This is a genomic window from Leptospira venezuelensis (genome assembly GCF_002150035.1).
Classification (GTDB): Bacteria; Spirochaetota; Leptospiria; order Leptospirales; family Leptospiraceae; genus Leptospira_B; species Leptospira_B venezuelensis.
Window position 1 is genome coordinate 202,253 of record NZ_NETS01000010.1, and the last position, 26,574, is coordinate 228,826.

Annotated in this window: 21 protein-coding genes; 14 read left to right on the top strand and 7 right to left on the bottom strand. The window is 40.0% G+C overall.

Translation table 11 applies throughout. The annotated features are described in order from the left end of the window. Positions 1-21: 21 nt before the first annotated feature. Together B1C82_RS08100 and B1C82_RS08105 are read right to left on the bottom strand one after the other, a co-directional pair. On the bottom strand, positions 22-1,497 hold the full coding sequence (locus tag B1C82_RS08100) for a TolC family protein (RefSeq protein ID WP_086448521.1): 1,476 nt from the start codon (positions 1,495-1,497) through the stop codon (positions 22-24). Then, positions 1,475-4,612, bottom strand: a complete 3,138-nt coding sequence (locus tag B1C82_RS08105; protein ID WP_234008303.1) for an efflux RND transporter permease subunit — start codon at positions 4,610-4,612, stop codon at positions 1,475-1,477. Before B1C82_RS08105 ends, B1C82_RS08100 begins: the two co-directional genes overlap by 23 nt. Positions 4,613-4,782: 170 nt before the next feature. Between B1C82_RS08105 and B1C82_RS08110 the strand changes: the two genes are divergently transcribed. From B1C82_RS08110 to crcB, 3 genes are read left to right on the top strand one after another with little or no spacing between them, the layout of a single operon-like run. Next, positions 4,783-5,532: a biotin--[acetyl-CoA-carboxylase] ligase gene (locus tag B1C82_RS08110; protein WP_086447110.1), complete on the top strand. Its 750-nt coding sequence runs from the start codon at positions 4,783-4,785 to the stop codon at positions 5,530-5,532. A gap of 1 nt (position 5,533) precedes the next feature. After that, positions 5,534-6,310, top strand: a complete 777-nt coding sequence (locus tag B1C82_RS08115) for a type III pantothenate kinase (RefSeq protein ID WP_086447111.1) — start codon at positions 5,534-5,536, stop codon at positions 6,308-6,310. After that, entirely contained in the window at positions 6,307-6,663 is a 357-nt protein-coding gene (crcB, locus tag B1C82_RS08120; protein WP_086447112.1) for a fluoride efflux transporter CrcB, read from the top strand. Before B1C82_RS08115 ends, crcB begins: the two co-directional genes overlap by 4 nt. Positions 6,664-6,674: 11 nt before the next feature. Here crcB and B1C82_RS08125 read toward each other — a convergent pair whose 3' ends face one another. The 3 genes from B1C82_RS08125 to B1C82_RS08140 all read right to left on the bottom strand — a co-directional run bounded on the left by B1C82_RS08125 (position 6,675) and on the right by B1C82_RS08140 (position 8,767). Next, on the bottom strand, positions 6,675-7,265 hold the full coding sequence (locus B1C82_RS08125) for a WG repeat-containing protein (protein WP_086447113.1): 591 nt from the start codon (positions 7,263-7,265) through the stop codon (positions 6,675-6,677). Between the two features lie 15 nt (positions 7,266-7,280). Beyond that, on the bottom strand, positions 7,281-7,766 hold the full coding sequence (locus B1C82_RS08130) for a crossover junction endodeoxyribonuclease RuvC (RefSeq protein ID WP_086448522.1): 486 nt from the start codon (positions 7,764-7,766) through the stop codon (positions 7,281-7,283). Positions 7,767-8,017: 251 nt separating this feature from the next. After that, positions 8,018-8,767 (bottom strand): YebC/PmpR family DNA-binding transcriptional regulator, encoded by a 750-nt coding sequence (locus B1C82_RS08140; protein WP_086447115.1) that lies wholly within the window; start codon positions 8,765-8,767, stop codon positions 8,018-8,020. A 770-nt stretch (positions 8,768-9,537) separates the two neighbouring features. Here B1C82_RS08140 and B1C82_RS08150 point away from each other — a divergent pair. From B1C82_RS08150 to B1C82_RS08160, 3 genes are read left to right on the top strand one after another with little or no spacing between them, the layout of a single operon-like run. After that, entirely contained in the window at positions 9,538-10,266 is a 729-nt protein-coding gene (locus B1C82_RS08150; RefSeq protein ID WP_086447117.1) for a LytR/AlgR family response regulator transcription factor, read from the top strand. After that, complete coding sequence (locus B1C82_RS08155) at positions 10,263-11,669, top strand: sensor histidine kinase (protein WP_086447118.1); 1,407 nt, start codon at positions 10,263-10,265, stop codon at positions 11,667-11,669. The genes B1C82_RS08150 and B1C82_RS08155 overlap by 4 nt, the downstream gene beginning before the upstream one ends. A gap of 27 nt (positions 11,670-11,696) precedes the next feature. Then, the gene (locus B1C82_RS08160; protein ID WP_086447119.1) at positions 11,697-13,106 is read left to right on the top strand and encodes a pectin acetylesterase-family hydrolase; all 1,410 of its coding nucleotides are present in this window, start codon (positions 11,697-11,699) and stop codon (positions 13,104-13,106) included. A gap of 50 nt (positions 13,107-13,156) precedes the next feature. Here B1C82_RS08160 and B1C82_RS08165 read toward each other — a convergent pair whose 3' ends face one another. Beyond that, positions 13,157-14,038, bottom strand: a complete 882-nt coding sequence (locus B1C82_RS08165; RefSeq protein ID WP_086447120.1) for a bile acid:sodium symporter family protein — start codon at positions 14,036-14,038, stop codon at positions 13,157-13,159. A 294-nt stretch (positions 14,039-14,332) separates the two neighbouring features. Between B1C82_RS08165 and B1C82_RS08170 the strand changes: the two genes are divergently transcribed. Continuing rightward, on the top strand, positions 14,333-14,866 hold the full coding sequence (locus tag B1C82_RS08170; protein WP_086447121.1) for a PaaI family thioesterase: 534 nt from the start codon (positions 14,333-14,335) through the stop codon (positions 14,864-14,866). On the opposite strand, the gene B1C82_RS08175 is transcribed toward B1C82_RS08170, so the two are convergent. Beyond that, positions 14,823-16,643 carry a sodium:solute symporter family protein gene (locus B1C82_RS08175; protein ID WP_199775764.1) on the bottom strand — a complete coding sequence of 607 codons (1,821 nt, stop codon included), beginning with the start codon at positions 16,641-16,643 and terminating at the stop codon, positions 14,823-14,825. The two genes, B1C82_RS08170 and B1C82_RS08175, sit on opposite strands and share 44 nt — an antisense overlap. A gap of 139 nt (positions 16,644-16,782) precedes the next feature. Between B1C82_RS08175 and B1C82_RS08180 the strand changes: the two genes are divergently transcribed. From B1C82_RS08180 to B1C82_RS08215, 7 genes are all read left to right on the top strand, one after another. After that, a complete protein-coding gene (locus B1C82_RS08180; protein WP_086447123.1) occupies positions 16,783-18,006 on the top strand; it encodes an aspartate kinase in 1,224 nt (407 codons plus the stop codon). Positions 18,007-18,037: 31 nt separating this feature from the next. After that, the gene (locus B1C82_RS08185; protein ID WP_086447124.1) at positions 18,038-19,093 is read left to right on the top strand and encodes a putative peptidyl-prolyl cis-trans isomerase; all 1,056 of its coding nucleotides are present in this window, start codon (positions 18,038-18,040) and stop codon (positions 19,091-19,093) included. Positions 19,094-19,129: 36 nt separating this feature from the next. After that, positions 19,130-20,689 carry a spiro-SPASM protein gene (locus tag B1C82_RS08190; RefSeq protein ID WP_086447125.1) on the top strand — a complete coding sequence of 520 codons (1,560 nt, stop codon included), beginning with the start codon at positions 19,130-19,132 and terminating at the stop codon, positions 20,687-20,689. After that, positions 20,664-22,241 carry a cytidylyltransferase domain-containing protein gene (locus tag B1C82_RS08195; RefSeq protein WP_086447126.1) on the top strand — a complete coding sequence of 526 codons (1,578 nt, stop codon included), beginning with the start codon at positions 20,664-20,666 and terminating at the stop codon, positions 22,239-22,241. The genes B1C82_RS08190 and B1C82_RS08195 overlap by 26 nt, the downstream gene beginning before the upstream one ends. A 361-nt stretch (positions 22,242-22,602) precedes the next feature. Then, complete coding sequence (locus B1C82_RS08205; RefSeq protein WP_086447128.1) at positions 22,603-23,340, top strand: TetR/AcrR family transcriptional regulator; 738 nt, start codon at positions 22,603-22,605, stop codon at positions 23,338-23,340. A 31-nt stretch (positions 23,341-23,371) separates the two neighbouring features. Continuing rightward, positions 23,372-23,752 carry an iron chaperone gene (locus B1C82_RS08210; RefSeq protein ID WP_086447129.1) on the top strand — a complete coding sequence of 127 codons (381 nt, stop codon included), beginning with the start codon at positions 23,372-23,374 and terminating at the stop codon, positions 23,750-23,752. Between the two features lie 160 nt (positions 23,753-23,912). Next, complete coding sequence (locus tag B1C82_RS08215; protein WP_086447130.1) at positions 23,913-26,561, top strand: valine--tRNA ligase; 2,649 nt, start codon at positions 23,913-23,915, stop codon at positions 26,559-26,561. The last annotated feature ends 13 nt before the right edge of the window (positions 26,562-26,574 follow it).

Here is a 26,574-nt window from a genome sequence, read left to right on the forward strand (position 1 = left end):
CGGGCTTCAAGGGCCTCGCCCTTATTCTTCCTTTTTTTCTCCAGGGAGATGAGGAATCTCTCCGATCGCAACTCCAAGAGCAATACGATTCAAAGAATGTTGATGCAACATCTTACGATACGTAATCTCCGCATTTAACATCCCGATCCTGGAGGCTATGGCTTCTATCCTAGAATTTCTACCGGAACGATAACCGCTTGCCTGGCTTTGAGAAGTTTCTTGAGCGGATACAAATGCCTTCTGGTAAATGGCCAATATCTTTTGAGAATTTTTGAAACTTTCGAAAGCATTTCTAATTTCTTGAGTAGCAGTTCTTCTAGTTTGAGAAGCAGTAAGCTTTGCTTGTTTTTTTGCGGAGTCTGCTGCTTTTAAATCCGCCATTTGAGAGAATGGGGTCAAAGGCATAGTGATCTGCAATTGAGCAGTGACATCTTTAGAATGAGTTTGCCCAGGATAAGGAAAAGAATAATAATTATTTAATGCAATGGTTGGAGCAAAACCCACCCAAGCCTTGTCTTTTTGTGCTTCCGCCACCTTAACACTTTGGAATGCAGAAAGAACATCATACCTTTTAGCTAAATATTCTTCCGGTTCCATACCTGTAGGGATCGGTTCCAATTCTAGTTTGAACCCTGCTACGGAGATAGGCTTTTCATAACCCACCATGGTCGCCAATGTAATGCGCACCTGCTCCAATTGGAATTTTGCATCTGCAAGAACCGCTTCCGCATTGGAAAGACTTGTTTCTGAATTCAGAAGGTCGGATCTCATGATCCTTCCGACTGAATACATTCTTTTTCTTTCCTGCAAAGAGTCTTGGTTCAATTCGTAAGCTTCCTGAGAAATTTTAACACTTTCCTCTAATTGTAAAAAGTTGAAGTAAGCCTGTGCGATCTCCAAATACATTCTGCCTGCTTCATGTTTAGCTTCCAGCCTTCTTTGTTCCGCCAAACTTTTAGAGGCTCTGTAATCTTGGTAAGAAGCAAGCCCAGCAGATATAGGAATACTTAGCAATAAACGAGAACCCGCTCCCACTGTAGGAGGAAGATTACTGCCAGAACTGGAAGAAGGTAATAAAGAAAGTGGATCTCCACTTTGGATTGCCTTATATGTTTTATAATTATCTACGATCGAAGGTTGTTGTGTATGACCGGGAACTGAATAGAATTTGTTGAACACATAAGAAAGAGTAGGCATAAAACCTGCGAATGCTTTGTCCTTTTGTGCTAATGCCTGCTCTGTTGCCTCATTCTTTAACGCAATCCTTTCCGTTCTTTCTACCGCGAGAATATAAAGATCGTCCAAACCAAATGTATCTTTCGCGACCGTCTTCTCCACATCCTGAGTTGTGATCCCGGTAATATTCTTTAAACTTTCCTCTACAACTCCATCTGCAACTTTTACTTCCGGACTGGAAGCGCACTCCCAAAGAATGGAACAAGCAAGGAGAGAGAATATTATTTTTTTATAATTATTAAGAGTATCTACGTACTTCATCTTTCTCATTTTCCATAAGATAATAAGCGGCAGGGACAACCACCAAAGTGATCAATGTGGAAACGATCAAACCGCCTAAGATGGTAATCGCCATCGGGATCCTAGTTTCCGCCCCCGGCCCCAAGGCCAAAGCAGGAGGAATTGCGGCCGCAATCGAAGAGAATGTTGTCATAAGCACCGGCCTTAAACGAACGGGGCAGCCGATCCGGATTGCATCTGCAATATTCTTCCCTTCACTTCTGACATGATTTACAAATTCCACCAGAAGTATTGAGTTCTTCTTCACAAGTCCTAAGAGTAGAATTAATCCTATAAAGCTATACATATTGAAGGATTGTCCTGCGATAAAAAGAGCGATTAACGCACCAGAAAAACTAAAAGGCATGGAAAGAAGAATGTAGAAGGGCTGCTTTAAACTATTGAACTGGCTCGCTAATATCATAAAAGACATTATGATCCCCAAGATCAAAGCCCCCGACAAACTGGACTGTGACTCAGAAGCGGTTTTTGCAGAACCGGTAACTTCTACATGATAACCTTCAGGAAGCATCTCTCTTGCGATACGAATTGCTTCGTTAGTAGCCCAGGTCTGACCTTTTTCCTTAGGAGGATTTCCAAAAATTTTAATCGATCTATCACGATTCACTCTTGTGATATTTTTAAGAGTGTTTGTGGCTTGAAGAACCAAAACATCTTTTAAACGAACAATCTCCCCATAAGTATTTCGAACACCAATATTTGGAATGATATCAGTGCTTTCACCTTTGTCTTTGTCTATCTTAACTCTAACGTCAAAACTTCTACCATTCTCCGTAAAACGACTTACGTTACGTCCTCCCATCAAAGGTCCGATTGTATTTCCAATATTCGCCATACTCACACCGCGAACTGCAGCAGCTTCTCTGTTTGGTAGAATTTTAACTTCCGGTTGTCCGGAAACGTAGTCAGTATCTATATCCAAAATCGTTTTAGAAGAATCTAATTTTTCTCTGATAGAGTCAGAAAGTTTCGCGAGTGTAGCCCAATCAGGTCCGGTCAGAACTAGTTCAACAGGATAACCTCTTCCCGCACTGAAACCTCTTTGAGAAAGATCTTGGACGGAAAATTTTGCTTCAGGCACAAGTTCTTTCAGATCTTTTCTGAATTCCATGAAGACTTCCGATTGAGTGATCTCTCTTCCTGTTTTTTTACTCTTAGGACGATTTCCCATTTCCTTCATCGTAACGAAGAACATACCTGTATTGGATTCAGTACCACCCATTCCCCCGATATTGCTCATATATTTTTCTACGATAGGACGAGAGCTGAGATAATTCTCTACCTTCTTCATTGCTTCATCAGTGCGGATGATAGAAGAACCGATGGGCATTTTTGCTCGAACGATAAATCTTCCCATGTCCTGAGGAGGAATGAACTCCTTCTTCAGTAAGAACAAAAAAATAAGTGAAAATGCAAAAAACAGAACAGAAGAAACAATCACAGTTCCAGGTTTACGAATTACGAATTCCAAGACTTTTCCATACACTCGTTCCGAGAATTGCAGAAAATTCTCTATGACAGGATCCATTCTTTTGAAAAAAGAAAAACGATCTGCGGCATTCTTAAGTTTAGAAAAGAACGTATCTGCAGGTAAGGTAAAGGGGGATTTAGATTTTTGTTTTTTCTGAGCTTCTTTGCTTTCTCGATAACGAGAAGCTCTCATTGGAGTAAAACTTAATGCTTCAAAAAGAGAAAGTGCGACCGCTACTGAAACGGTAACTCCGAATTCCAAAAAGTAACGGCCGATGATCCCGGACATAAATGCAACCGGAAGAAAGATCGCAATAATCGCGAGTGTCGCGGCTAACGCAGCAAATCTGATCTCTGACGCTCCATCCAACGAAGCTTGGAACCAGGTTTTACCGGATTCTCTATGCCTGCTGATATTCTCCAGCACCATGATCGCATCATCCACGACTATACCAGTCGCTAAAGAAAGACCAAGCAAAGTGAATGTATTTAATGTAAATCCGGCAAAGTACAGGATCAAAAAAGTTCCCATAACGGAAGTAGGGATCGCAAGAAGAACGTTCCAAGTGCTGCTCCAATTCCCTAAGAACAATCTACATACGATTCCCGTAAGCACCGCAGAAAGGATTAGAGTAAAAACTAATTCATGGACCGAATCCCTGATAAAAGTAGTATTATCATTGGAGACATTCAGTTCGAATCCGGGAGGAAGAGTGGGTCTCAGATCTTCTAACTTCTCCTTTACCAAGTCTCCTACTTCTACGGCGTTTGCACCTTTGATCTTTTTGATCCCGAGACCAACGGCAGAAACTCCGTTAAATCTGGAAATCCTTCTGATCTCATCCAGTCCATCTTCTATCTTAGAAACTTCTCTCAAGCGTACCGGACGGAACATCGCGGCACCACTTCTGGAGTTGATATATATATTAGAAAATTGTTCTACAGTTGGAACGTCTCCCACTGCTCTTAAAGAAACTTCGGAAAGTTTATTTTGTACTCTTCCGGAAGGAACTTCTATATTCTGTTCCGTTAATGTATTGATGATATCATTTACCGTAAGTTCCGCTCTCAAAAGTCGGATCGGATCCAAGAAGACGTTGATCGTGCGATCTACATAACCGCCGAGTATGATCTCACCTACTCCTGGAATTTCCTGGAACTTATCTTTGAGCCTGGTCTTAACGAAAACCATCTTCTCCTGATCGGTTCTATTCGGAGCGGTTAATGCGACCCAGATAATCGGTTGGTCATCCGGATTGGATTTCATGATGATCGCAGGATCCAGATCATCCGGAAGTTTATTACTTACCTGAGCGATCTTAGTTTGGATCTCTTGTACCGCGACGTCCACGTCCCGTTTGAGCTCCAATTCCACAGTGATCGTAGCGGAACCGTCGGTGGAAACGGAACGGACTTCTACCACACCTTGGACAGTCATTAGAACTTCTTCGATAGGATCGACTACGTCAGTCTCCATAACTTGAGCGTTTGCTCCGGTCAAGTTGAGAGTAACGTTCACGATCGGGAAGTCCACGTCTGGCATCTGAGAAAGACCCATACGGGAGAAGCCGATACTTCCCAGCAGGATGATAGCAGCCATCATCATCCATGCGAAAATTGGATTGCGAATAGAAACCTCGGAAAGCTTCAAAGGAACCTCTTTCTATCTATATTTGTAGGGAGGGATTTTTGTTTAGTTATAGGACCTGCCTTTTTCGGGCAAGTGCCAGATTTTTTCTTGTCCGAAGGACCGGAAAAGTGTACTAAACAGAACTCATGTCGTTTCAATTATTGGATCCCGAAAAAGGAATATTTCTCTCAGAAGCAGGTTCCACGAATACCATCTTAAAAGGAAAGGAATTCCCACCAGGGTCCTGGATCCTAGCGGATTTTCAATCTTCCGGAAGGGGAAGAAAGGGCAAAACCTGGAGTATATTGGGAGAAGAGCCTTTTATTTTTTCGGGTAAATTTTCCTCTAATTCTAACCTATCCTCTCCGGGGCTGTTCTCCTTATATGTCGGGGTCGCAGTAGCAAAGGCGATTTTGTCCGTATATCCTTCTGCCAGTAAAAAAGATCTTAGGATTAAATGGCCGAACGATATCTATTTAAACGGAAAAAAAGTCTGCGGTATACTGATCGAAACGGAAAAAGAAGGAGAAGTTTGGGACTGGATCCTTGGGATCGGGGCCAATCTTTACGGCACTGAAATTCCGGAATATCTGAGTGATGCAGGGTTCGTTACTGATGATCAAAACGAAAAAGGAAGAAGGAACCGATTTTTAGAAACATTACTTCCTCTTCTGAACGATGCAGTATTAGCGATCTCGGATGGAGAAAAAAGGATAGAATTCATCAATGAAAAACTTCTCTGGAAGGGAGAAACCATTGCCTGGACGGAAAGTGGAGAACAAAAAACCGCAACTCTATTGGGAGTAAATGAAGAAGGAAAATTATTAGCCCGGACCTCGGTCGGAAACATGGTCGAATTCATTGACAGCCCCGAGGATTTTAGGTCCTTGGGATAGAATGATCCTAGTAATCGACGTTGGGAATACCAACACGGTCTTCGGTATTTATAAGAACGGTTCCAAAGAGCCGATTTTCCATAGAAGAACAGTTACTCGAAGAGATAGAACTTCCGACGAAATGGGACTTTATCTCAAAGGTTTCCTCCGAGAATTCGAAATAGACAGCAGCCAAATTGTCGGCGGGATCTATTCTTCCGTGGTTCCTCAGTTGAATCCGATCATAGAAAGAATGATCCATGATTGGTTCCAGATTGAACCGATCAGAGTTCAGTATCAGATGAAGCTGCCATTCGGGATCAAGTATCCTCGTCCTTTCGAGATAGGCGCAGACAGATTGGTGAACGCTGCTGCCGCAGTAAAGGATCATCCGGGAAAATCGATCATCATTGATTTGGGAACAGCCACCACATTCTGCGTAGTAGATGATACTCCTGATTATTTGGGAGGAGTGATCGCTCCAGGGCTTAAAGGTTCCATGGATGCTTTGACTAGAAATACCGCACAACTTCCTCCGATCGTATTCCAAGCTCCTTCTAAAATATTAGGAGATTCTACTATAGAATCCATTCAGGCAGGATTCTTTTTCGGATGGATAGGTCTTTTAGAAGGTATTATCAAAGAAGTTAGAGCGGCTCACGGAAACGATTATAGAGTGATCGGTACCGGCGGACTTGTGACTACGATCCACGCAGCAAATCCTAAAATTTTCGATAAGATAGAACCTCTGCTTACTTTAAGAGGACTACAAATATTATACGAAGATAATGCTAAATGAATTTTTTGATCGTAGGGTTAGGAGGATTTTTAGGATCAATTTGTAGATATATGATATCTCAAACGATCCCGAAAGAATCCGGCCCATTTCCTCTTTCCACATTTACAGTAAATATACTAGGCTCTCTGCTAATTGGAATATTTTACGGATTATCTCAGGGAAAAATTTCGGAAGAAGTGCGGCTGTTCGCAACAGTGGGTTTCTGCGGAGGATTCACAACCTTCTCCACTTTCGCTTTAGAAAACCTAAAACTACTCCAATCAGGGAACTATTTTAGTTTTTTTGCATACATATTGTTAAGCACGACAGTATGTATAACTGCCGTGCTTTTAGGTATCTACTTGAGTAAGTAAAAAGATTTCTCTTAAGGTAGGCGGATCTCTTTTTTAATACCACCTTTAGAACCCTTTAAGGTTTTAGTTTCCGGATCGATCTCAGAAAGAGAATCATATTCAATCGGCACCACAATTTTACCTGTCCTATCGATCAGACCATACTTCCCACCTTCGATACGTGAATGCTCTCCATCACTAACGGACTTACAATCGTTACAAACTTTGGAAAAACCTTGCTGAATCTGAAAAGCGAAATCGTAATTTGCCTCAATAACCTTCTTACAAGAAGAATCAAAAAATCCAAATTTAGAATTTTCTACGAATCGAGCTAAACCTTCTGAAAATTCATCCGGGCCGTTATCGAAAGCAAAAACATTTAATAAAATCTTGTTTTGAAGATCTAAACAAACCCACCCTTCCTTGCCAAAAGCAAAGCCTACCCCATTCTCATTAAAATCATAAGAGATGGAATACTGAGGAGATATCTGGACTTTTCCGTTTTGATCCTTATAACCATAGACGCCATTTTCTTCGAAAGCAGTTAACTGCATTTTTTTAGAGCAGAAAGCAAACAGAGGCAAAATAGCCAAAGTCAGATAGAGGTAAATTTTTCGATCCATAGATTCTCCAATATATCATTTATTTCTAAAAGAGCCGCTCATCGCGAAACCTACATAAGCAGACGCAATAGCATCCCAAGAATCGTCATGCCCAGTCAAATTTTCCAGGCCTAAGAGAAGTTTTAAGGCCGCTTTAATATCCTTTTTATCCGCTGTTCCACTGCCTGTGGTCCCCTTTTTGATCTGAGAAGCGGTCGGCTCGACTAAGGGAACATTATGTTCTCCTAATGTTAGAAGAACAACACCTCTTGCCTCATAAACTCTTGCAGCAGTCGTTCTATTCTTAGCGAAAAATAATTCTTCCACAGAAGCAAGATCCGGATGATACTCATCCAAGATCGCATCCAACTGCCTACGAATAGCAATCAAATTGACAGGACTTTTTGTTCCACTTGGAACTTCTATCGTTCCGTAAGTGAGAACGTGAATTACAGACTTATCTTTTTGAAGAACGGAATAACCGAGACGATGGGAACCAGGGTCTATTCCTAAAATTTTCACCAAAAAGACTCCTTGAGTTAATAATTAAATCTTATTGTAGGAGTTCCTACATGAGCAAAGGGGCGCCCCCGCCCGGCTTCGGGTGGGGGGAGTGGCCCGTGGGAGAGCACATTCCCCTCTATCATAAATCCTTTAAACTGACAACCCCATTTCCGCTCTCGAAATCTTGTTGGAATTCCAACAAAACTCAGGAGATCACAGATTTTAGAAAAGAAGAAGCCGAAGAAAAATTCTTACTACTTCTAAAAGTCTTAGCCGAATTCTTTTTCTAATTCAGGAGAAAGTTCGAAGTTGGAGTTCACACCTTGAACGTCATCGTGTCCTTCTAAATTGTCGATAAGCTTCATTACTTTTTCTGCAATTTCTTTGTCGGAAACTTCTGCACCCACTAAGGCAACGAATTTAATTTCAGATTCTTCTGATTTAATCCCTTTATCATTCAAAGCAGTTTGAACTGATTCATAATCATCCGGAGAAGTTACTACTCTGAAAACCTCTCCCTCATTCTGAACATCCTCTGCACCAGCGCCAACTGCTAATTCAAATAATTCTTCTTCAGAAATTTGGTCAGAAGGAATTACGATAATACCCTTTCTTTCAAAAAGACGGCTAACGCTACCTGTCGTAGCTAAAGAACCACCCAACTTAGTCAGGATACTTTTAATCTCAGGAGTAGTTCTTGTTTTTTTATCCGTTACAGCTTCCACCATGATTGCTGTTCCGCCAGGCCCAAAACATTCATAAAGGCATTCTTCATATACAACGCCTTCCAGTTCTCCAGTTCCCTTTTTTATGGCCCTATCGATATTATCTTTAGGCATGTTGCTGGCTTTAGCCTTCAATACTGCGAGTCGAAGTCTTGGATTAGTGTTAATATCTCCTCCGCCCATACGCGCCGCAACGGTGATCTCCTTGACCACCTTAGTGAAAATCGCCCCTCTTTTAGAATCGATAGCGTCTTTTTTGCGTTTAATCGTTGCCCACTTACTATGCCCGGACATCAGATATCCCCTTATATTTAAGAATAGATCGGTTTAAAAAATATATAAAGATCAGAAGTAGGAAAATCGGCCAAAACCGGTCCCACTTTTTCAACAAAACCCGATTTTTCCAGTCTGTCTATCCTTTTTGGCCTCCCTTATTTCGCGAAGAAATACAAGCCCGAAACCGATTTCCTCCTACGGACTCCAAGCCCACCGACCTAACAAAAGTTCCTAAATCCCTGCCGAACTAAAGTCAGTAAAAATTAAAAGAATATTATAAATTCTTAAATTTCCCCAGGAAAATCTTCATCGGACACTATTGCTTTCATCAACACAAAACACAAAAATTCTCCTCCGAGGAAACCCGGATTAAAGCCCTGCGCATCGCTGCCGCGAATTCTAAGAAAAAGATTTACCGTGTAAGAGGACCCTTTTATGAAAAAAGATCGCCCCACCCTGCTTTGGGTGGGGGCCGGTCTGGTGGTACCCTTAATCCCGTGCATATTCAATGCCCGTATCATAATCTTAAATAAAAATCAAACGATTTCTTCACTCCGATCTATGTTGGAATTCCAACATATTTTCTACTTGCAAATCAAATTCTCAACCTTCTCTGATTCACTCATGTTTCGCATAACGTATAACAACTTGTAGCTCAAATTTGTACAAAAAACTCAAGCGTTATTAATAACATTCGTTTTACATAAAACAATCCATTCGTCCCCAGATGCGATCTCTTTGTCCCTAATAAATTGACTAGTTTCAAAACCTGGAGTAAACTCCCGCGTATGCGAATCCTAATCGTAGAAGATGATGTATTGTCCTCTCGCTGTTTAGAAATTTTAGCGAAAGAATTTTTGGATGAAAAGATACAAAGTATCCATACAGTTTCCGATCCGGAATCTGCAGCGGAATTTATACGAAAAAATTCCTTGGATTTACTATTCTTAGATATAAATCTAAAAGGAGAAACCGGCTTTAAACTTTTGGAAATCGAAAGCAGAAGTTTCTTTCAAACGATTATTGTATCTTCTGAAAGAGACAATGCAGTAAAAGCTTTCGAATTTTCGGTGTTGGATTTCCTACCGAAACCAATCACAAGGGAAAGATTCGGAATTTCCATCCAAAGATATCTTTCCTCTCATCCAAATTTATTTTCTCCAAAAGTAATTCCTCTCAAAAAAGAAGAAGGGGTCAATCTGATCGAACCTGAGAATATAATCTTCGCAAGATCTGAAAGAAATTATGCCAGACTATTTACCAAAGACGGAAATGTGGAGAAAGTCAGAAAAACTTTAGATCAACTCCAGAAAGATCTGGAAGCCCACGGATTTTTCAGGGCGCACAGAAGTTATCTGGTCCGCTTGGAAGAAGTCAAAAAGATCTTATTCAAAACACCCACTACTTATAGACTTCTACTTCATACAGATCATAACATTCCTGTTAGTCGATCTCAGGGAAGCAAGCTTCTGTCATTATTCAAAAATTCAAATCATAAGGTTTTAGGTCTGCCGTGAAACATTTCTACGTTGCCATTCGATTTAGAACTAAAAACTTTATATTATCTATAAAGAAACATTTTCAGATCTTAAACGAAGTCAGAAGAAACGAAGAATTCATTCGATCTGCTTACTTCGAAGTATATTTGATACTCAGATATCTTTTTCCTTTTTTATTTGTAGTTTATATTCCATTCGCAGTTCTCGACTGGACTGACTTTCTTAAAAACTCTGGATACTTTCCGCTCTTAATTTATAATTCTATTTTTATTCCAGGTTGTTTTCTTTTTACGGCTTTACTGAATTTTCCAATCCTTAAAAGCGAAAAAAGCAGAAGATGGATCACTATAGCCGGAACATTATTCCTTACTTCTGCGGGTACAGCGATGAACCTGCTTATCTTCCAATTCGGAACTGATATCTCTTTATTTGCATTTACCCAACTTGGGATCGCAGTTCTTCTCCGTTATCCTGATAAAACGAAGAAGGTTATCTATTTCACAAATTACGCAGTATTCTTCGCGGCCATGTTCTGGTTGGGAAAGAACTCATCATTTTTGATCCAAAATTTTTTCTTCACTATGGTCATGACCATTCTATTAGATCTGATCAGTTTTTTAACCAAGGTGAATTCTTTTCATAAAGAACAATCCATCCGTGATCTGAACCGAAAACTGGTAATGGAATCTATAAAAAAATCTGAAATTTTAAGGATAGCAATCCATGATCTTAAAAGCCCTGTCACAGGGATCTTAAGTTTAGTAGGACTTTATACAAGAGAACCAAGTCATATTTCTACAAATCGGATAGATTCTTCTTATGCAGATCCTCCTGAAATTTTGGATCATATAGATAGAACATCCCGAAAAATTTTAGAATCTATCGAAGACATTTTATACCTCGCAAGTTCCGGAGATGCAGAAACGATCGATAACCAAACCCAAAAATTAAATCCAGAACTACTTCTAAAATCAGTTGCCTGCAACCTCAACTTCTTATTCTCCTCGAAGAACATAAGGGTAGAAGATAGACTCTCAGAGTATAATTTCTACTTCCAGGCGAATCCGCAGATTTTATATAGAGTATTCGATAATTTATTAAGTAACGCCGCCAAATTCTCTCCTGAAAATTCAGAGATTTCTCTCAAAAGCCAACTCATCTCGGAAACATATGAGAAAATTCTAATTATCAAAATAGAAGATTCAGGACCAGGATTCCAACCCGAAGACGAAAAAGACATGTTTAGGGAATTCTCCATTCTTTCCGCAAAACCAACCGGCTCTGAATCCTCTAGTGGGATCGGACTCGCATTGGCTAAGAAACTATTGGATAGAATGGGAATTCGTATCCGCTTAGGTAACTCAGAAACCCTCGGAGGAGCCCAGGTGATATTAGAATTTCCGCAATCAAAAGCGAAATAGGGAGTTAAGAACTGGAGGCAAATTAAAATGAAAGATGTGAAGAGAATTTGGCTTGGGGGAATAGTACTAGCGTTATCCGTAACGTCATTTTTCTGTAGCCCTGACCAAAATACGAACAATACGCAGGACCTAGCTTTATTAGGAGGACTTTTAGAAACTTCCGAAAAAGGAGCAGGTAATCTGGCAGGATTAGATAACACGGATCCAAAGGCCCAAAATATTTTGGACGATCTAACGAGCGTTGTCTATGGATCTTACGATGTGGTGTATATTCCTGGTGCAGTTTGCAGTAACGGAACACCTTACAAAATATTCGTGGATCGTGCAGACGGGATCTTGGATTGGATTTTAGGATATTCGAGTAGACTTCTGGTTTATATGGAGCCGGGAGGAGCTTGCTGGGATTACGAAAGTTGTACTGGACAAACAGGCATTAGAGGAGCTGCGAATCCGAATGGTGTTCCTGACAATCATATGAACTTTGGAGCGTTTATAGATCCAAATGTTCCTGGAGGAAGTCCAAACGCTGTAATCTCACCGATTATATTAAAAAACCATCCTACTGGACAAAACGTTAAAACTTCTAATTGGAATAAAGTTTTCCTTCCTTATTGCACTGGAGATGTGTATGCAGGAAATAAGGTCGTAACTTATTCGGATCCAACCGGACAAAATCCTCCGATTACTTATCGTCACGTAGGCGCCAAAAATATGGAACTGGTCATCAATTGGCTGAAGAATAATTTCAATAAGCCGAAAGAGATGCTCGTTTCCGGATGTAGTGCAGGTGGAGCTGGCTCTTTGATCAATTATCATTTCATTAGAAAAGCTTTAAGTCCTTCTAAAAGTTATCTATTGAATGATTCAGGACCTATCTTTCCCGCTCCCGGATTTGGGAACCAATGGCCTTTGCACCAAAAGATTAAAGATGCTTGGAACACAGAGTATTTTATCAGCAAGGCACAACCTGACTTTCCTTCCGTAGATATTCGTGCGGATTATGGAAAGATCAGCGAAGCATTGGCTCAAAAATATCCGAACGACAAATTAGCAATCACTCTATTCAGAAGGGATGCTAATTATTCTATGTATTCTTATGCAAGATTCTATGGATTGGACGAGAACAATCCTGCGGATAAGGAATACATCATTTCCACTCTTTGGGCTCAGGACATTGAGAATTTGAAGGCTCAATACGATAGATATCCAAATCTGGAATACTTTATTCCGTATTACAGAAGTATAAATGAAAGTCATTGCACTTCTATTGTGGAATTTACTGGAACAGAAATAGAAAACACCGGAATTACACTCGGTACCTTCATTAATGATTATCTACTTGGAAGCTCCACTTTCAGAAGTTTCTTTGAAAGTGTGAATCCTAATGATGCAAACGTAACGAATTTCTGGTTCGCGTTAGTTAATCTTCTACTATGATCTCTCGGGGAAGGCGGTGGAATTCACCGCCTTCTTTTTTCATTCTAATGTTAAGCCACTTTTTCTTCTTTCAATGGAACTACATAACCCCAGAAAAGAGCCATAGCAATTCCTGCAATGTACATCCAAATACTAAAGATCGCAGAAGGTAAAGCCACCTTAGGTCCAAAAAATTGGATAGCAAGAGTCATACCCAGAGTAGTGTTCTGGATCGCAACTTCGATAGAGATAGTTCTGCTTTGTCTTTCTGCAATTCCTAGAAGTTTCGGAACAAAATATCCGGCTACAAATCCGAAAGTATTATGAAGAATAACAGCAAGTCCAACTAAAAGGACCATATCTATAAAATTCTCTCTGTTTTTGTAAGTCACGAATGCAACCACAAAAACCAAAAACGCAATGGAGAAAATTTTATAAGGACTTTCTATCTTTTTAGCAAAGTTTGGAAATTTATGTTTTACTGCCATTCCTATAGAAATCGGAACTACTATGATCGCGATCACAGTTTTCAACATTTCGAAAAATGAAATCTGCATCACACTTGAACCAGTTGGATCCAATAAAGAACCGAAAAAAGTAACAATCACAGGAGTAAGCAGCGGACAAAGAAGTGTAGAAAGAGCAGTGATAACAACTGCAAGGGCAACATCACCCTTTGCTAAATAATTGATCAAATTTGATGTGGTCCCGCTTGGACAAGATCCCACAAGAATGACGCCTAACGCGAGTTCGTATTCCAAACCTAAGATCAATACAACTGCGTAAGCAGCCAAAGGCATGATCACGAAATGGCCCAAGGTACCGACCAAGGTTTGGAGAGGAGTTGTAAAAATCCTTTTGAAGTCCCCGATTGCCAGCCCGAAACCCATTCCGAGCATTACGATTGCCAAAAGAGCCGGAAGTAGTCCTTTTTCGACTGCACCTAATTGCATGATTCTCTCCTTAACATAACACCTGTTTTATTATTTTTATCTCCGAGAAGAATCTCGGATTTTCTTTCCGAAAACGTATCTTACTGACCGGAAAGCCCTGATGTGAAAAGCTTTTTTTCTCCCGGGTCCGAACGAGTTTCTAATCCAAAAAACCTATATTTTTCATCGAATCGTCAAAAGAACCCAATCCACCATTTTTATAGTCCAGAAAGTTCTGAATCCAAACAACTTGCATTAGTTTGACATAAAACTAAATCAATTAAGAAAAGGACATTCTCACACATGGAGGAAAGAATGTACACATTATCATTCTCCGTTTTGGAATCCGAATTTTTACAAAGAGCATTAGAAAAATGGAAACTACTTAGATTTAACAGAATGATCCAAAAAAATTGGCCTGTTTATCATAGGCTTGGTCCAAGATTCGAATTTGCATCTAGAGATCTTTTAAAACTAAAAGTCAGATTTCCTTTTAATAATAAAACCAAAGGTTATAATGGGCTTCATTTCGGCGGGGCAATCTACGCATTTGTAGACCCTCTATACGTATTCTCACTTTCTGAAAATTTAGGTCCTGAATATCTTGTATTAGATACAAAAGCAGAGATCGATTTTCTAAAAGCAAGCAACCAAGACCTGATATCAGAAATAGAAATCTCTTCTGAGGACATAAATGCGATCAAAGAAGAATGCAAAAACAAAAGGAAAACGACCCGGATCTATTTTATAGAAATTTTAGATCCGAGTGGCCAGAAAATTGCTATTGTCAAAAAAACAATTTATATTAGGAAACTGAATCCTTCTTTTCCCATAACTTCAAAACTATAAGCCCTGAAAGTATCGCAAACACAAGGAAGATAAAACCTAATGTATATTTCAATTGTAGAATATATCCTATTCCGAAGAGCCACGCATATAAGGAGAATATCGCCAATAACCAGATCCGAATTCTGGAATAGAATTTTTTGCGAGCGGAAACTCCTCCCCATTTTCCCCAGAAGCCGAAAGGTTGCAACTTGGCTGCAAATGCATCTAATACTTTGTCCGGAACGGGAGCGGTCATAAAGGTTACTATAATGGAAACGATCACACTTCCTAAAGCTGTGAAGAATAAAAGATAATCTGCATTTACATCCGGATATACTTTATATAAAATGAGTGAAAGAACTAAAGCAGTTCCCATCCCGGATAATTCCGTCCAAGCATTTGTTCTCCACCAAATCCATCTTAATATTTGAGGTAGACCTAAACCAGATGCCATTGCTAAGAAAAATTTCCAAGCGGATGCGATCGAATTCATCTGGGTTGCAACCAAGATCGCAATGCCCGCCATCACAACTACAGCTATCCTTCCTGCGATGACTGTTTCTTTATTTTTAGCATCTGGTTTTATAAATCTCAGATATAGATCATTCACTAGATAACTGGCACCCCAGTTGATATGAGTGTCTGCAGTAGACATGAATGCTGCCATTAAACTTACGAATACGAATCCCAAACACCCAGCAGGCAAAACGATCTTCATTAGCATTGGGTACGCGATCTCTCTATCAGACTGAACGACTACGCCTGCAGGTTGAAATAAGTCAGCATCATGTAAAGGGAACACTACTAAGCATACAAGTCCCGTTAAAACCCAAGGCCATGTGCGTAAAATAAAATTAGCAATATTGAACCAAAGAGACCCGAGTTCCGCATCCTTAGGAGTTTTTGCAGTATGTAATCGTTGTGCTAAATATCCAGATCCATCTGAATGGTATTGAATCCACCATTGAACTCCTATGAATATTAGGAAAACTTGAAGAGGAAGCCCATGCTCTTCTTCTCCTATCCTTGGCCAAAAAGAAACGATGGATTCTGATTTGCCCGGATACAGTGTCTCTAATTTAGAATAAAGGCCTTCTAAACCACCTACGTATTGGATTGCAAAAATCGCAAATAAGATTGCACCACCTATCCCCAAAGCAAACTGGAATAAATCAGTTAGGATCACACCTTGGATCCCGCCCATACTACTGTAAAAAACTACAACGGAGAAAAGAATAAGAACAGTAAGGGTAGTATTCAAATCTCCTAATATTAAGAAGCTTGGCCAAGCATCAGAGATGGATCTAAATACTTCTGCGCCAAGCAATACATTCCAATCTAAGAATGGAGCAGTGATCTTGGACATTGCCTTGAAAACCCAGCCCAATATGATGGAGTTAAATAAAATACTTAAGAAAAACGCTTTTGCCGCTCTTAGGATTACTGCGCCTGTTCCGGAGTATCGTAATTCTACAAATTCTACATCAGTAAGAACTTCTGCCTTTCTCCAAGAAGCTGCAAAGAAAACTGTAATGATCAGATAACCGATTGCCCAGCTCCACCAAAGCCAGTTTCCACTTACCCCATCCAAGGCAACCATTCCTGTGATAACTAAGGGAGTGTCCGCGGCAAATGTAGTCGCAACCATAGAAGTTCCGAGCCACCACCAAGGAAGTTTTCTATCCGCCACAAAGTAGGAACTCAAACTTTCTCCAGCCTTAGAGGAAAGAAGAACCCCGACCGAAAAAGCGAAAATGATATAAGCTAAGATTAGATACCAATCGATAGGAGAAAAAATGGGGGCCCCCTTCTCCCAAAGCAGGGAGAACTCTCCATAAAGATCGGCCGACTTTCCTTGAAAACAAGGATTCTTTCCCGACTTCCAGATTTGATTTATCTTGATCCCCTCTCCGAGCCCAAAAAGATGGTAGGCAGCGATGGCAAACATAATCGTCCAAAAGTACGGGGGAACTTCAGTAGGATCTCCCGATCGCATCCGGAATGTAGCCGGTAGAATCAAACGTTATCATGAAGAAGGCAACCATGTTGTCGTAGTCGTTTCAGCAATGGGCCATACGACGGATGAGCTGGTGGATCTTGCTGATAAGATCACTAAAAATCCTCCTAAGAGAGAGATGGATATGCTATTGTCCACAGGAGAACAAGTTTCAATTTCTCTTCTCGCGATGGCTCTTTGGGATGTAGGAGTTCCTGCAAAATCATTCACAGGTTCTCAGATCAAAATGATCACTGACGGGAACTTCTCCAATGCAAAGATCCAAGGAGTGGATCGTTCCAGAATTGATGCAGCGTTAAATTCAGGAAACGTTGTGATCGTAGCAGGATTTCAAGGAATAGACCTAGATGAAAACATCACTACGTTAGGCAGAGGTGGATCGGATACTTCTGCGGTAGCGTTAGCTGCCGTGCTTGGCGCAAAAGAATGTGAAATTTATACTGATGTGGACGGGGTGTATACAGCGGACCCAAGAGTGGTTCCCCAAGCCACTAAACATTCCCAGATCACTTACGAAGAAATGTTGGAGCTCGCGAGCCTAGGTGCAGGCGTTCTTCATTCCAGAAGTGTTGAGTTAGGAATGAACTACGATGTGGTGATCCATGTACGTTCCAGCTTTAATAATAATCCGGGGACTCTGGTTGTAAACGAGGACAAAATTATGGAAAAATTGAAAGTAAGCGGTGTTACCGCAAAGAACGACCAAGTCAGAATTACAATCGCAGATGTTCCGGACAAACCAGGGCTTGCAGCAGTTCTTTTTGGAGACTTAAGTTCCAAGGATATTCTTGTTGATGTGATCGTTCAATCTTCTCCTTATAATGGAAGAAATACAATCTCCTTCACAATACCTAAAAAAGACCTGGTTCAGGCTCTTCCTATTTTGGAATCCTTCTGTAATTCTCAAGGAGCTAAAAAGCCTGAGATCAATGAAGAGATCTCTATTGTTTCTGCAGTAGGGATTGGAATGAAATCCCATGTGGGCGTGGCCGCTCAAATGTTCAAAGCTTTGGCGGAAAAAGAGATCAATATCGAAATGATCTCCACTTCAGAGATCAAAATCTCCTGTGTGATCCCAAGAATTCATGCAGAAACTGCCGTAAACAAGATCCACGAGACCTTCGGGCTTTCGAAAAACGGTTGAACAAGAGAGGATCGGGAGCATCCTTTTCCCTGTGTTAGGAATTTTTCCCGGATCCTCAGCTTCATTTTCGCGCAAACTCGCCTTATTCACAGGTATAGTTTCTCTAAGTGTACTCACTTCGGAGATCCGACCTGCTGAATCCTTAAATAGGATTATCGCAACCGTGGGAAATCAATCCATCAGTGAATTGGATTTCGACGATGCTCAAGATAAGTACCAGAAACTTACCAAATATCTCAAAAACGAGGACATGAGAAAATCTCTTCGGACTCGTATCATAGACTTTTTGATAGATAGAGCCGTTGTGGATTCTATAGCGGAAGATGAATCCATCCAAGTGAATGAAAAAAGGTTAGAAAGCGAGATCGAAAAGAGAATGGAGTTTATGGGAGTTACTTCTCGTAAACAATTCGAAAAAGCAGTCGAATCCAGCTCCGGAATGTCTTACGAACTCTGGTATACGGAACTTCCATATCAAATCAAAAAGACTCAGCTTATGCAATACAAGGTGCCGAACCACCCACCCTCTGATAAAGATATTCGTGCATGGTATGCTCAGAATAGAGAGAAGGTAGGATTCGAAGTCCAATACAGACAGATTGCCATCTCTCCTAATAATGATTCTATCACAGAAGAATCTAGGATCCATAAAGAGGCGAGCGAGATCAAAAAAAATGTTCTATCTGATCCTGCGTCCTTTGGTTTAATCGCTGCTTCTCCTAGAAACACAGACGCAAACTTAAGAGCCAGAAAAGGACTTATGGATTGGGTCTCTTCTTTCGAATTATATAAAACAAATCGCTCAGTTGCAGTGGCATTATCTACTATACCCGTTGGCTCAGTATCAGAAGTATTCAGAGATGAAAGAAAACGTTATTGTATCGTTAAGGTAGAAGGGAAAAGACCCACTCCTTTAGAAAACGTTCGCCAAGGTATTGTAAATCTTCTAAGTCGCGAAAAAGAAGACGAAAATTTTATAAAATGGGTAAGAGAATCCAGGACCACTGTGCCGATACAGATCTTCGACGACATTTATAAAAAAGAGAACAAGATCCCGGACCAACAAGAAACATTTACCCTGGATTAAGTTCGGAAATCTCCAGCTAAACAGATCCATTTGAATATGAAATTTCCCCCCCAAGCTATCGTATTTTATCTAAAAGAAGATCTTATATCTGTAAAAGGAAATATAGATCAGGAAAGTCAGCTTCATTATTTAGAATTTACTCTTAAAAAATTATCTTCTGTATTAAAAGGAATTCCAGTTTATTCCAATCGTAAGCTCGGATCAGGAGAAGAATCCAAAAAGATAATCAATCAATTAGGATATTCTGATTTTATAATGATCCAATCCAATACAGAAGCAGGATTTTTTTCTGAGATATGTGACTCACTTCCCTCTTCCAGAACAGGAGATGCAGAATGGGACGAGACTTGCTTTTTAGTTTTTGATGGGTTTGCACCTATATTGGATCCCAATCTTACGCAAGAATTGATCCTTCGTCACGAAAAGTATCTGGCCCAGTATTCTTATTCTGAAAATCTTCCTGCGGGAATTGTTCCTAGGATTCTTTCCAGAGAATTTGTGAGAAGTTTGCCTGCGGGATATACAGGTGGAACCCAAGACTTTCTAGCGAAAAACATCAATCAATTCGATACTGAAATTTTTTATACTTCTCCTGATCTCAGACAATGGAGATTAGACTTCTCAGCGAATAATCCAAGATCTTTCAGATTATTATCTTCTTTTTTAAAAGAAAAGGAAAACTGGAAGTATGACGAGATCCAATCTTTCCTGATTTCCCGCCCTGAAATATTTCGTTCAGCTCCTAGCTACTACGAAGTGGAATTATACAGAGGTTGCGAATACGAATGCAATTTCTGCCCAAGACAAAATCTAAAACCAGAAGAAGATAATCTTGCCTTAGACCCCCAGGTTTTAGATAAACTTTTATCTCAAGCAGAAGACCAGGGACTTCCTTATAGTGTATGTTTTGGCGGATTAGGAGAACCAACACTTCATCCAAAGTTTCCTGAGCTTGTTCAAAAAACTTTAGCTTCTTTCAATCTAAAGGAATTATTTATAGAGTCCGCCTTATACGGCGACCTTTCTGGTTTTATCAAATTACTTTCCTCCTTAAAAGAAGAAGAAAAGAAGAAGGTCAGCTTGATCGTAAACCTGACCACCAGAGATAAAAAATCGTATTCTCGACTTTATGGAAAAGACAATCTAGATCAAGTATTACAAAATCTGGCAGCAGTTTCTAATGTTTTACCTAAGTCTTCGATCCATCTTCAATTCCTGAAAATCCAAGAGGTGGATGCGGAATTAGATTCCTGGTATGAACAAGCCCAAAAAGAAGGGTATGAAATCATTTTACAAAAATATAATTCTTATTCGGATACTCTTCCTCAGCGTAGAGCCTCAGATCTTACACCTTTAGGTCGCGATTTTTGTTGGCATATTTCTAGAGATATTTATTTGAATGCCACCGGAGAAGTTTCTATTTGCAAACAAACTCCTGGCTCTAAAAAACATTCTTTAGGAAATCTAAATCAGGATTCCTTAGAGCAAATTTGGGCAAAAGGAAATCCATTCTTCACTTCTTCCGCGAAAGGAGCACACGAATCCATCCCTGCCCCTTGCCTTTCCTGCGATGAGTGGTATACTTTTAACGCCTAAACCTAAGATCCGCTCTCTATTCGCTTTTATTCAGGCGAGGACCGGATCTACAAGATTCCCTAAAAAAGTAATCCGTCCGATCCCTTCTCATTCGGATAAAACGATCTTAGATCATATTCATTCTCGAATCTTAAAGATCCTACCGAATTCCAGGATCATTTATCTGATCCCAGATGGAGATACTGAACTAGAATCTTTTTTGGAAAAGAAAGGAATGAATCACTTCTCTGGACCATTGGAAGATGTTCGCCTAAGATATATTCTTGCTGCAAAAAAATTCGGCGCGGATGCAATTCTTAGATTAACTGGAGACAATCCTTTTTACGATACAACTCATTTGGATCTACTTCTCCAAACATTTATAGAATCCGATTCGGATTTAGCTTATTTTAAAGGGTTACCTCTTGGAACAGGAGGAGAGGTTTTCAGAACTTCTGCACTTCAAAATCTTTCTGACTCAGAACAGGAGGAAAGACATAGAGAACATGTAAGCATTCATATTAAAGAAGATCCTACAAAATACAAAATCACCGCAATCCCAAGTCTGCTAACAAAAGAAGAAGGTTCCAGATTAGCAAATTTCAGACTGACCGTGGACACAACGGAAGATTTTGAAACGATCTCTAATCTACTGACCCAAAAATCATTCGAGTCGATCGGCAATTTTAATACAAAAGAATTTTTAGAATGGGAGAAGAAAGAACCTTCTCTATTCCAAAAAAATTTGGATGTCCCTCAGGTAAAATTTAATCTACCTTCTCCAAACCAAACGATCAAAGGAAAGATTGGCGTATTGGTCGCGCCCGCAAAAGAATTCGGTTCCGGACATTTTTCCAGAACTTCACTTTTGTATTCTTTTTTACCCTTTAGAGGTTGGGAACCAGAATGGCTTTCTACATTTCCAAAAGATGGAGAATATGATATTCTTCTAATAGATTATAGAGATATCGATATTCCGATCACTTACCAAAAAACAAAAGTCCTACTCCTAGATCATTTCGGTGATGACAAAAAGAAATACGATTTTTGGGATCTTCTTCCTCATCCACAAAATGATCCGAACTTTGATTGGAGCCAAATCTTAATTCCACCAAATCTAATTTCTTCTGCAATGAGTGAAGAAAAAAATCCGGATAAAGAATACGGAATTTTTTGTTACGCTGGAAACTTAGGAAAAGAAGAATCCGAAAATCTAGATAGATTCCTGATCCAAAATTCTTCTAAAAAAAGAATTAGGATCGGAGGAACTGTTCCTAATACGAATGGGATAGAATATTTTCCTAGACTTTCGCGAGTTCAGTATCTGCAAACACTCAGGTCTTCTGAAACCTTTCTAGGATACTTCGGCCAAAGTGTATTCGAGGCCTTATATTTAAAAATACCTTCTGTAACGTTCTCTATTTCGCCTATTCATAGAGAACTTTCTTCTATTTTAGAAAAATATAAAATTCCATTCACAGACTTAAACGGAGAGACAGAGTTTTCCTTAGGGATAAAGTCAATCGGTGAGGATGGATATAAACTTCTTCTCGATAAAATAGATTCTTTATAAAAACCAAAAAACCTCCGCGACTTTGCGCCTCTGCGTGAAATTAAAAAATAAAAAATTACCACGCAGAGACGCGGAGCCGCAGAGGCAACTAACGTGCCCGTACCAGGGCGGCATTATATTTTGAGACAGTGCGGAATTTGGATTCCACATTCCGCCTACACAAACCCACGTTCCAACACCGACTCGACCGACCGTCGGATTTTCCGCCAGAAAGTCAGGAAACATTTTTCATTTTATTTGTTTCCTTTGTTGATTTTTTTGCCCGTTGTTTTGAAATATGTTTGACCGACGCATAGTCGGATGTATTGTCAAAACCGACTAACGGTCTATACCGACCGTCGGTTTAGCAGGAGGAACCACCATGATCCCAGCGAAAATCTCCACAAAAGAAAGAATTCTCAACGAATCCAGAAGGCTATTCTTCGAAAAAGGGTACGAAACCACATCCATTCAGGATATTCTATCCGCTTTAGATATAGCTAAAGGAACCTTTTACCACCATTTTCAATCCAAAGAAGAACTTTTAGAAGAGATCGCAGTGCAATTCGCAAAAGAAGCACATGCGGCCATGCAAGTAGAGATTGGAGATTTGGGATCAGAAGGCACCGGCCTGGATAAACTCCGCAGAGCACTCATTGTTGCAAGAAATTGGAAAAAAGGTAAATCAGAAGAAGTTCGCTTCCTTCTAGAATCCCTTTTCTCAGCCAGCAATCTTCAATTGAGAGATAAGATACGACGCAAATCGGTAGATTTAAGTTTTCCGTTATTTGCTTCTTTGATAGTAGAAGGCCAGCAGGACGCGTCACTCAAGAGTGAATTGAGAGCAGACCACCTGACTTCCATAATTTTTGACCTAAGTGATGCTTTGGGTGAAAAAGTTGCTTTCTATCTTTTAGGAAGAAGTAAAGAATCCGAGGCCGATCTATACGACTTGATGCTTTCTTATCACAAAACGATAGAAGATCTTCTCGGCTGCCCAGATGGCGGATTAGATTATTTTAGCAGAGAAGATTGGAGCGAGCTCGCTCAACTTTTCAAAGGTGGTGCGGTTTCTACTCCAAGCTTGGAACCTTTACCATTGGTTGCGAACGCAGGTTAAGTGAACAGGGTCCTGCCCCTAGGACAAATATATGCTACTTTATGCATTAGTTCCCACACTCCCTAGATTGGATTCAAATTCAAATCCAGATGTGGAGGACTATTTAGAAAGAACTCCTTCCGTTAGGAGTGAAAAATTACAGGATTTGGTGGATTCGATTCGGGAAGAATTTTCCGATCTTAGAGAAAGCCTGAAATATGGTATGCCTACTTTCGAAAGGAATGGGCGATGGGTCGCATTCTCGAACCATAAAAGCCATCTTTCTATTTATTTCTGCGAAGAGTCTTTTGTGAGGGCATTTCGTGCTAAGTTTCCAAAATCGGAAAATGGCAAGAACTGCATATTGATTAAGGATAAGGAGAAGTTCCCTTCTTCTTATCTCAAAACTTTGCTCAAAAAGACCTTACAATAAGGAAAGATATCTCTCTAATTATCTCGTTATAAACAGATCTTTAGTTCTTAAGGCCCCGGAATAACACTCTGGGGCTTTTTTTATAATATTCCCACTTAATTACAAGGTTAGTACGACTTGACCTCACCCTCCGACGGAAAATTCTATCCGAACGAAGGCTATGAAGAAACAAATCAGCGATCGCTACGAACCTACCAGCGTAGAACCGAAATGGATCTCTCTCTGGGAGAAAGAAAAAAGTTTTGAGCCCAACCTCAAAGCAAGGGAATCTTTTACCATCGTTCTTCCTCCTCCTAACGTGACCGGAAGCCTTCATATCGGCCACGCACTCAATCATACTATCCAAGATATTTTAACTCGTATTGAACGCAAAAAAGGGAAATCTGCTCTTTGGGTTCCGGGCACAGACCATGCAGGGATCGCAACTCAAGTAGTTGTAGAAAGAGAACTCGCTAAAGAAGGCAAAAAAAGAACGGACTTCACTAGAGAAGAATTCGAAAAGAAAGTTTGGGAATGGAAAGAACACTCAGGTGGAATGATCCAAAACCAACAAAGGCTTTTGGGAGAATCCGTAGATTGGTCCCGTTCCAGATTTACTATGGACGAAGGATTGTCCAAAGCGGTCTTCAAAGTTTTCAAAACATTATATGACGAAGGTTTAATATACAGAGGCGAAAGGATCATCAACTGGTGTCCCAAAACTCTAACAGCTATTTCAGATCTGGAAGTAGAACATAGGGAAGTGAAAGGTAAACTCTACCATTTACGTTATCCGATTGTTGGACAACCGGGTAAATATCTGATCGTTGCGACTACAAGACCTGAAACTATGTTTGGGGACGTTGCAGTTGCAGCTCATCCTGATGACGAAAGATATAAATCTTTAAAAGGTGCGGAGTTGGAACTCCCACTTACTGATAGAAAGATCCCACTTTTATTCGATTCTTTCGTAGATAAAGAATTCGGATCCGGTTTAGTGAAGATCACTCCTGCTCATGATCCGAATGACTTTGAAGCAGGACAAAGATTAGGACTTAAACCTTTACTAGTGATGAATCCTAATGCGACTCTAAATGAGAATGCAGGTAAATACGCTGGATTAGAAAGATTCGTAGCTCGTAAAAAAGTAATCGATGATCTACAAGCTCTCGGCCTAGTAGAAAAGATAGAAGAACACACTCATTCTATTGGTCATAACTCCAGAGGCGGAGAAATAATAGAACCTTACTTATCTACTCAGTGGTTCTGCAAAATGAAACCTTTGGCTGAACTTGCGGTCCAAGCAGTTCAATCGGGAGAAACTGAATTTGTTCCTAAACTTTGGGAAAAAACTTTCTACGAGTGGATGAACAATATTAGAGATTGGTGTATCTCCCGACAATTATGGTGGGGACATCGTATCCCTGCATATCATTGCAAAAATTGTAAACATATAGAAGTTTCCGAAACAAATATTATTAATTGTCCTAAATGTAATTCCACAGAAGTGGAACAAGACACAGATGTTTTAGATACTTGGTTCTCTTCTCAACTTTGGCCGTTCTCTACTCTGGGCTGGCCCGAGAATACCGAAGATCTTAAAAAATTCTATCCTACTTCGGTGCTTGTTACCGGATTCGATATCATATTCTTCTGGGTAGCTAGAATGATCATGATGGGAAAGAAGTTCTTAGGAAAGGCTCCTTTTCAAAAAGTGATCATTCACGGATTAGTAAGAGATAAAGAAGGTAAGAAGTTCTCCAAGTCTATAGGAAACGTTATCGATCCTTTGGACATGATGAATAAGTACGGAACCGATTCTTTCCGTTTCTTCTTAGCTGCTACTTTACCTGAAGCAAAAGACGTTCTTTTTGATGAAAGCAGATTAGACGGCTATCGTTCTTTCTGCAATAAGATCTGGAACTCCAGCCGTTTCATCCTAATGAACTTAGATGCAGATTGGAAATTAGAAGATCTTGAATCAAAGTACGGTTCGAAATTAGAACCGATGGACAAATGGATACTTCATAAGTTCAACGAAACTCTTGCCAATTATGAAAAAGCATATTCCAAATTTCTGTTTTTCGAAATGGCTTCTCAGATCTATGATTTTGTTTGGGGAGACTTCTGCGACTGGTATATCGAGTTAGTTAAACCGCGAATTTACGGAAAGCTGGGAGAAGAATCCCAAGAGATCGCAAAACAAGTACTTGCAAGTATTCTAATTAAGGCGTTAGGACTTCTTCATCCTTTTATGCCATTCTTAACGGAAGAGATTTACGAAGTATTTAGTGAGGGAGATTTTTTAATCCAAACTCCTTTCCCGACTTCTTATAATGTTTCCGCCGGTGATGAAGGCGTTCAGAAAACAATTATTCTACAAGATGTAGTCACCCAGATCCGTGTTCAAAGAGCGGAAAATGGTGTTCCATTAGATAAAAAATGTAAGGTGATCTTAAAGTCTTCGGAACCTTTGGTCGCTTCTGCAGTAAAAGACTTTGAGTTCTCTATCTTACAATTAGCTCGTTTAGAAAGTATAGAAGTGAATGCGAACTATACTGGAGAAAAAACGGACTCAGTTGGCGCGTTCCGTTTCGGAGAAGTAATTCTTCCTTTGGCAGGAATGATAGACTTCGAAAAAGAAAGAGCACGTATAGACAAAGAATTGCAGAAATTGATCCAAGAAGAAGAGAAACTCGCTTCTAAATTAGGAAATGAGAACTTCATCGCAAAAGCGAATCCGGATGTGATCGAAAAAGAAAAAGAAAAACTCAAAACTGTCCGTGATAAAAAAGAAGTTCTCCAAAAAGGTTTGGAAAAACTAGGTTAATTTTTCAGACTAA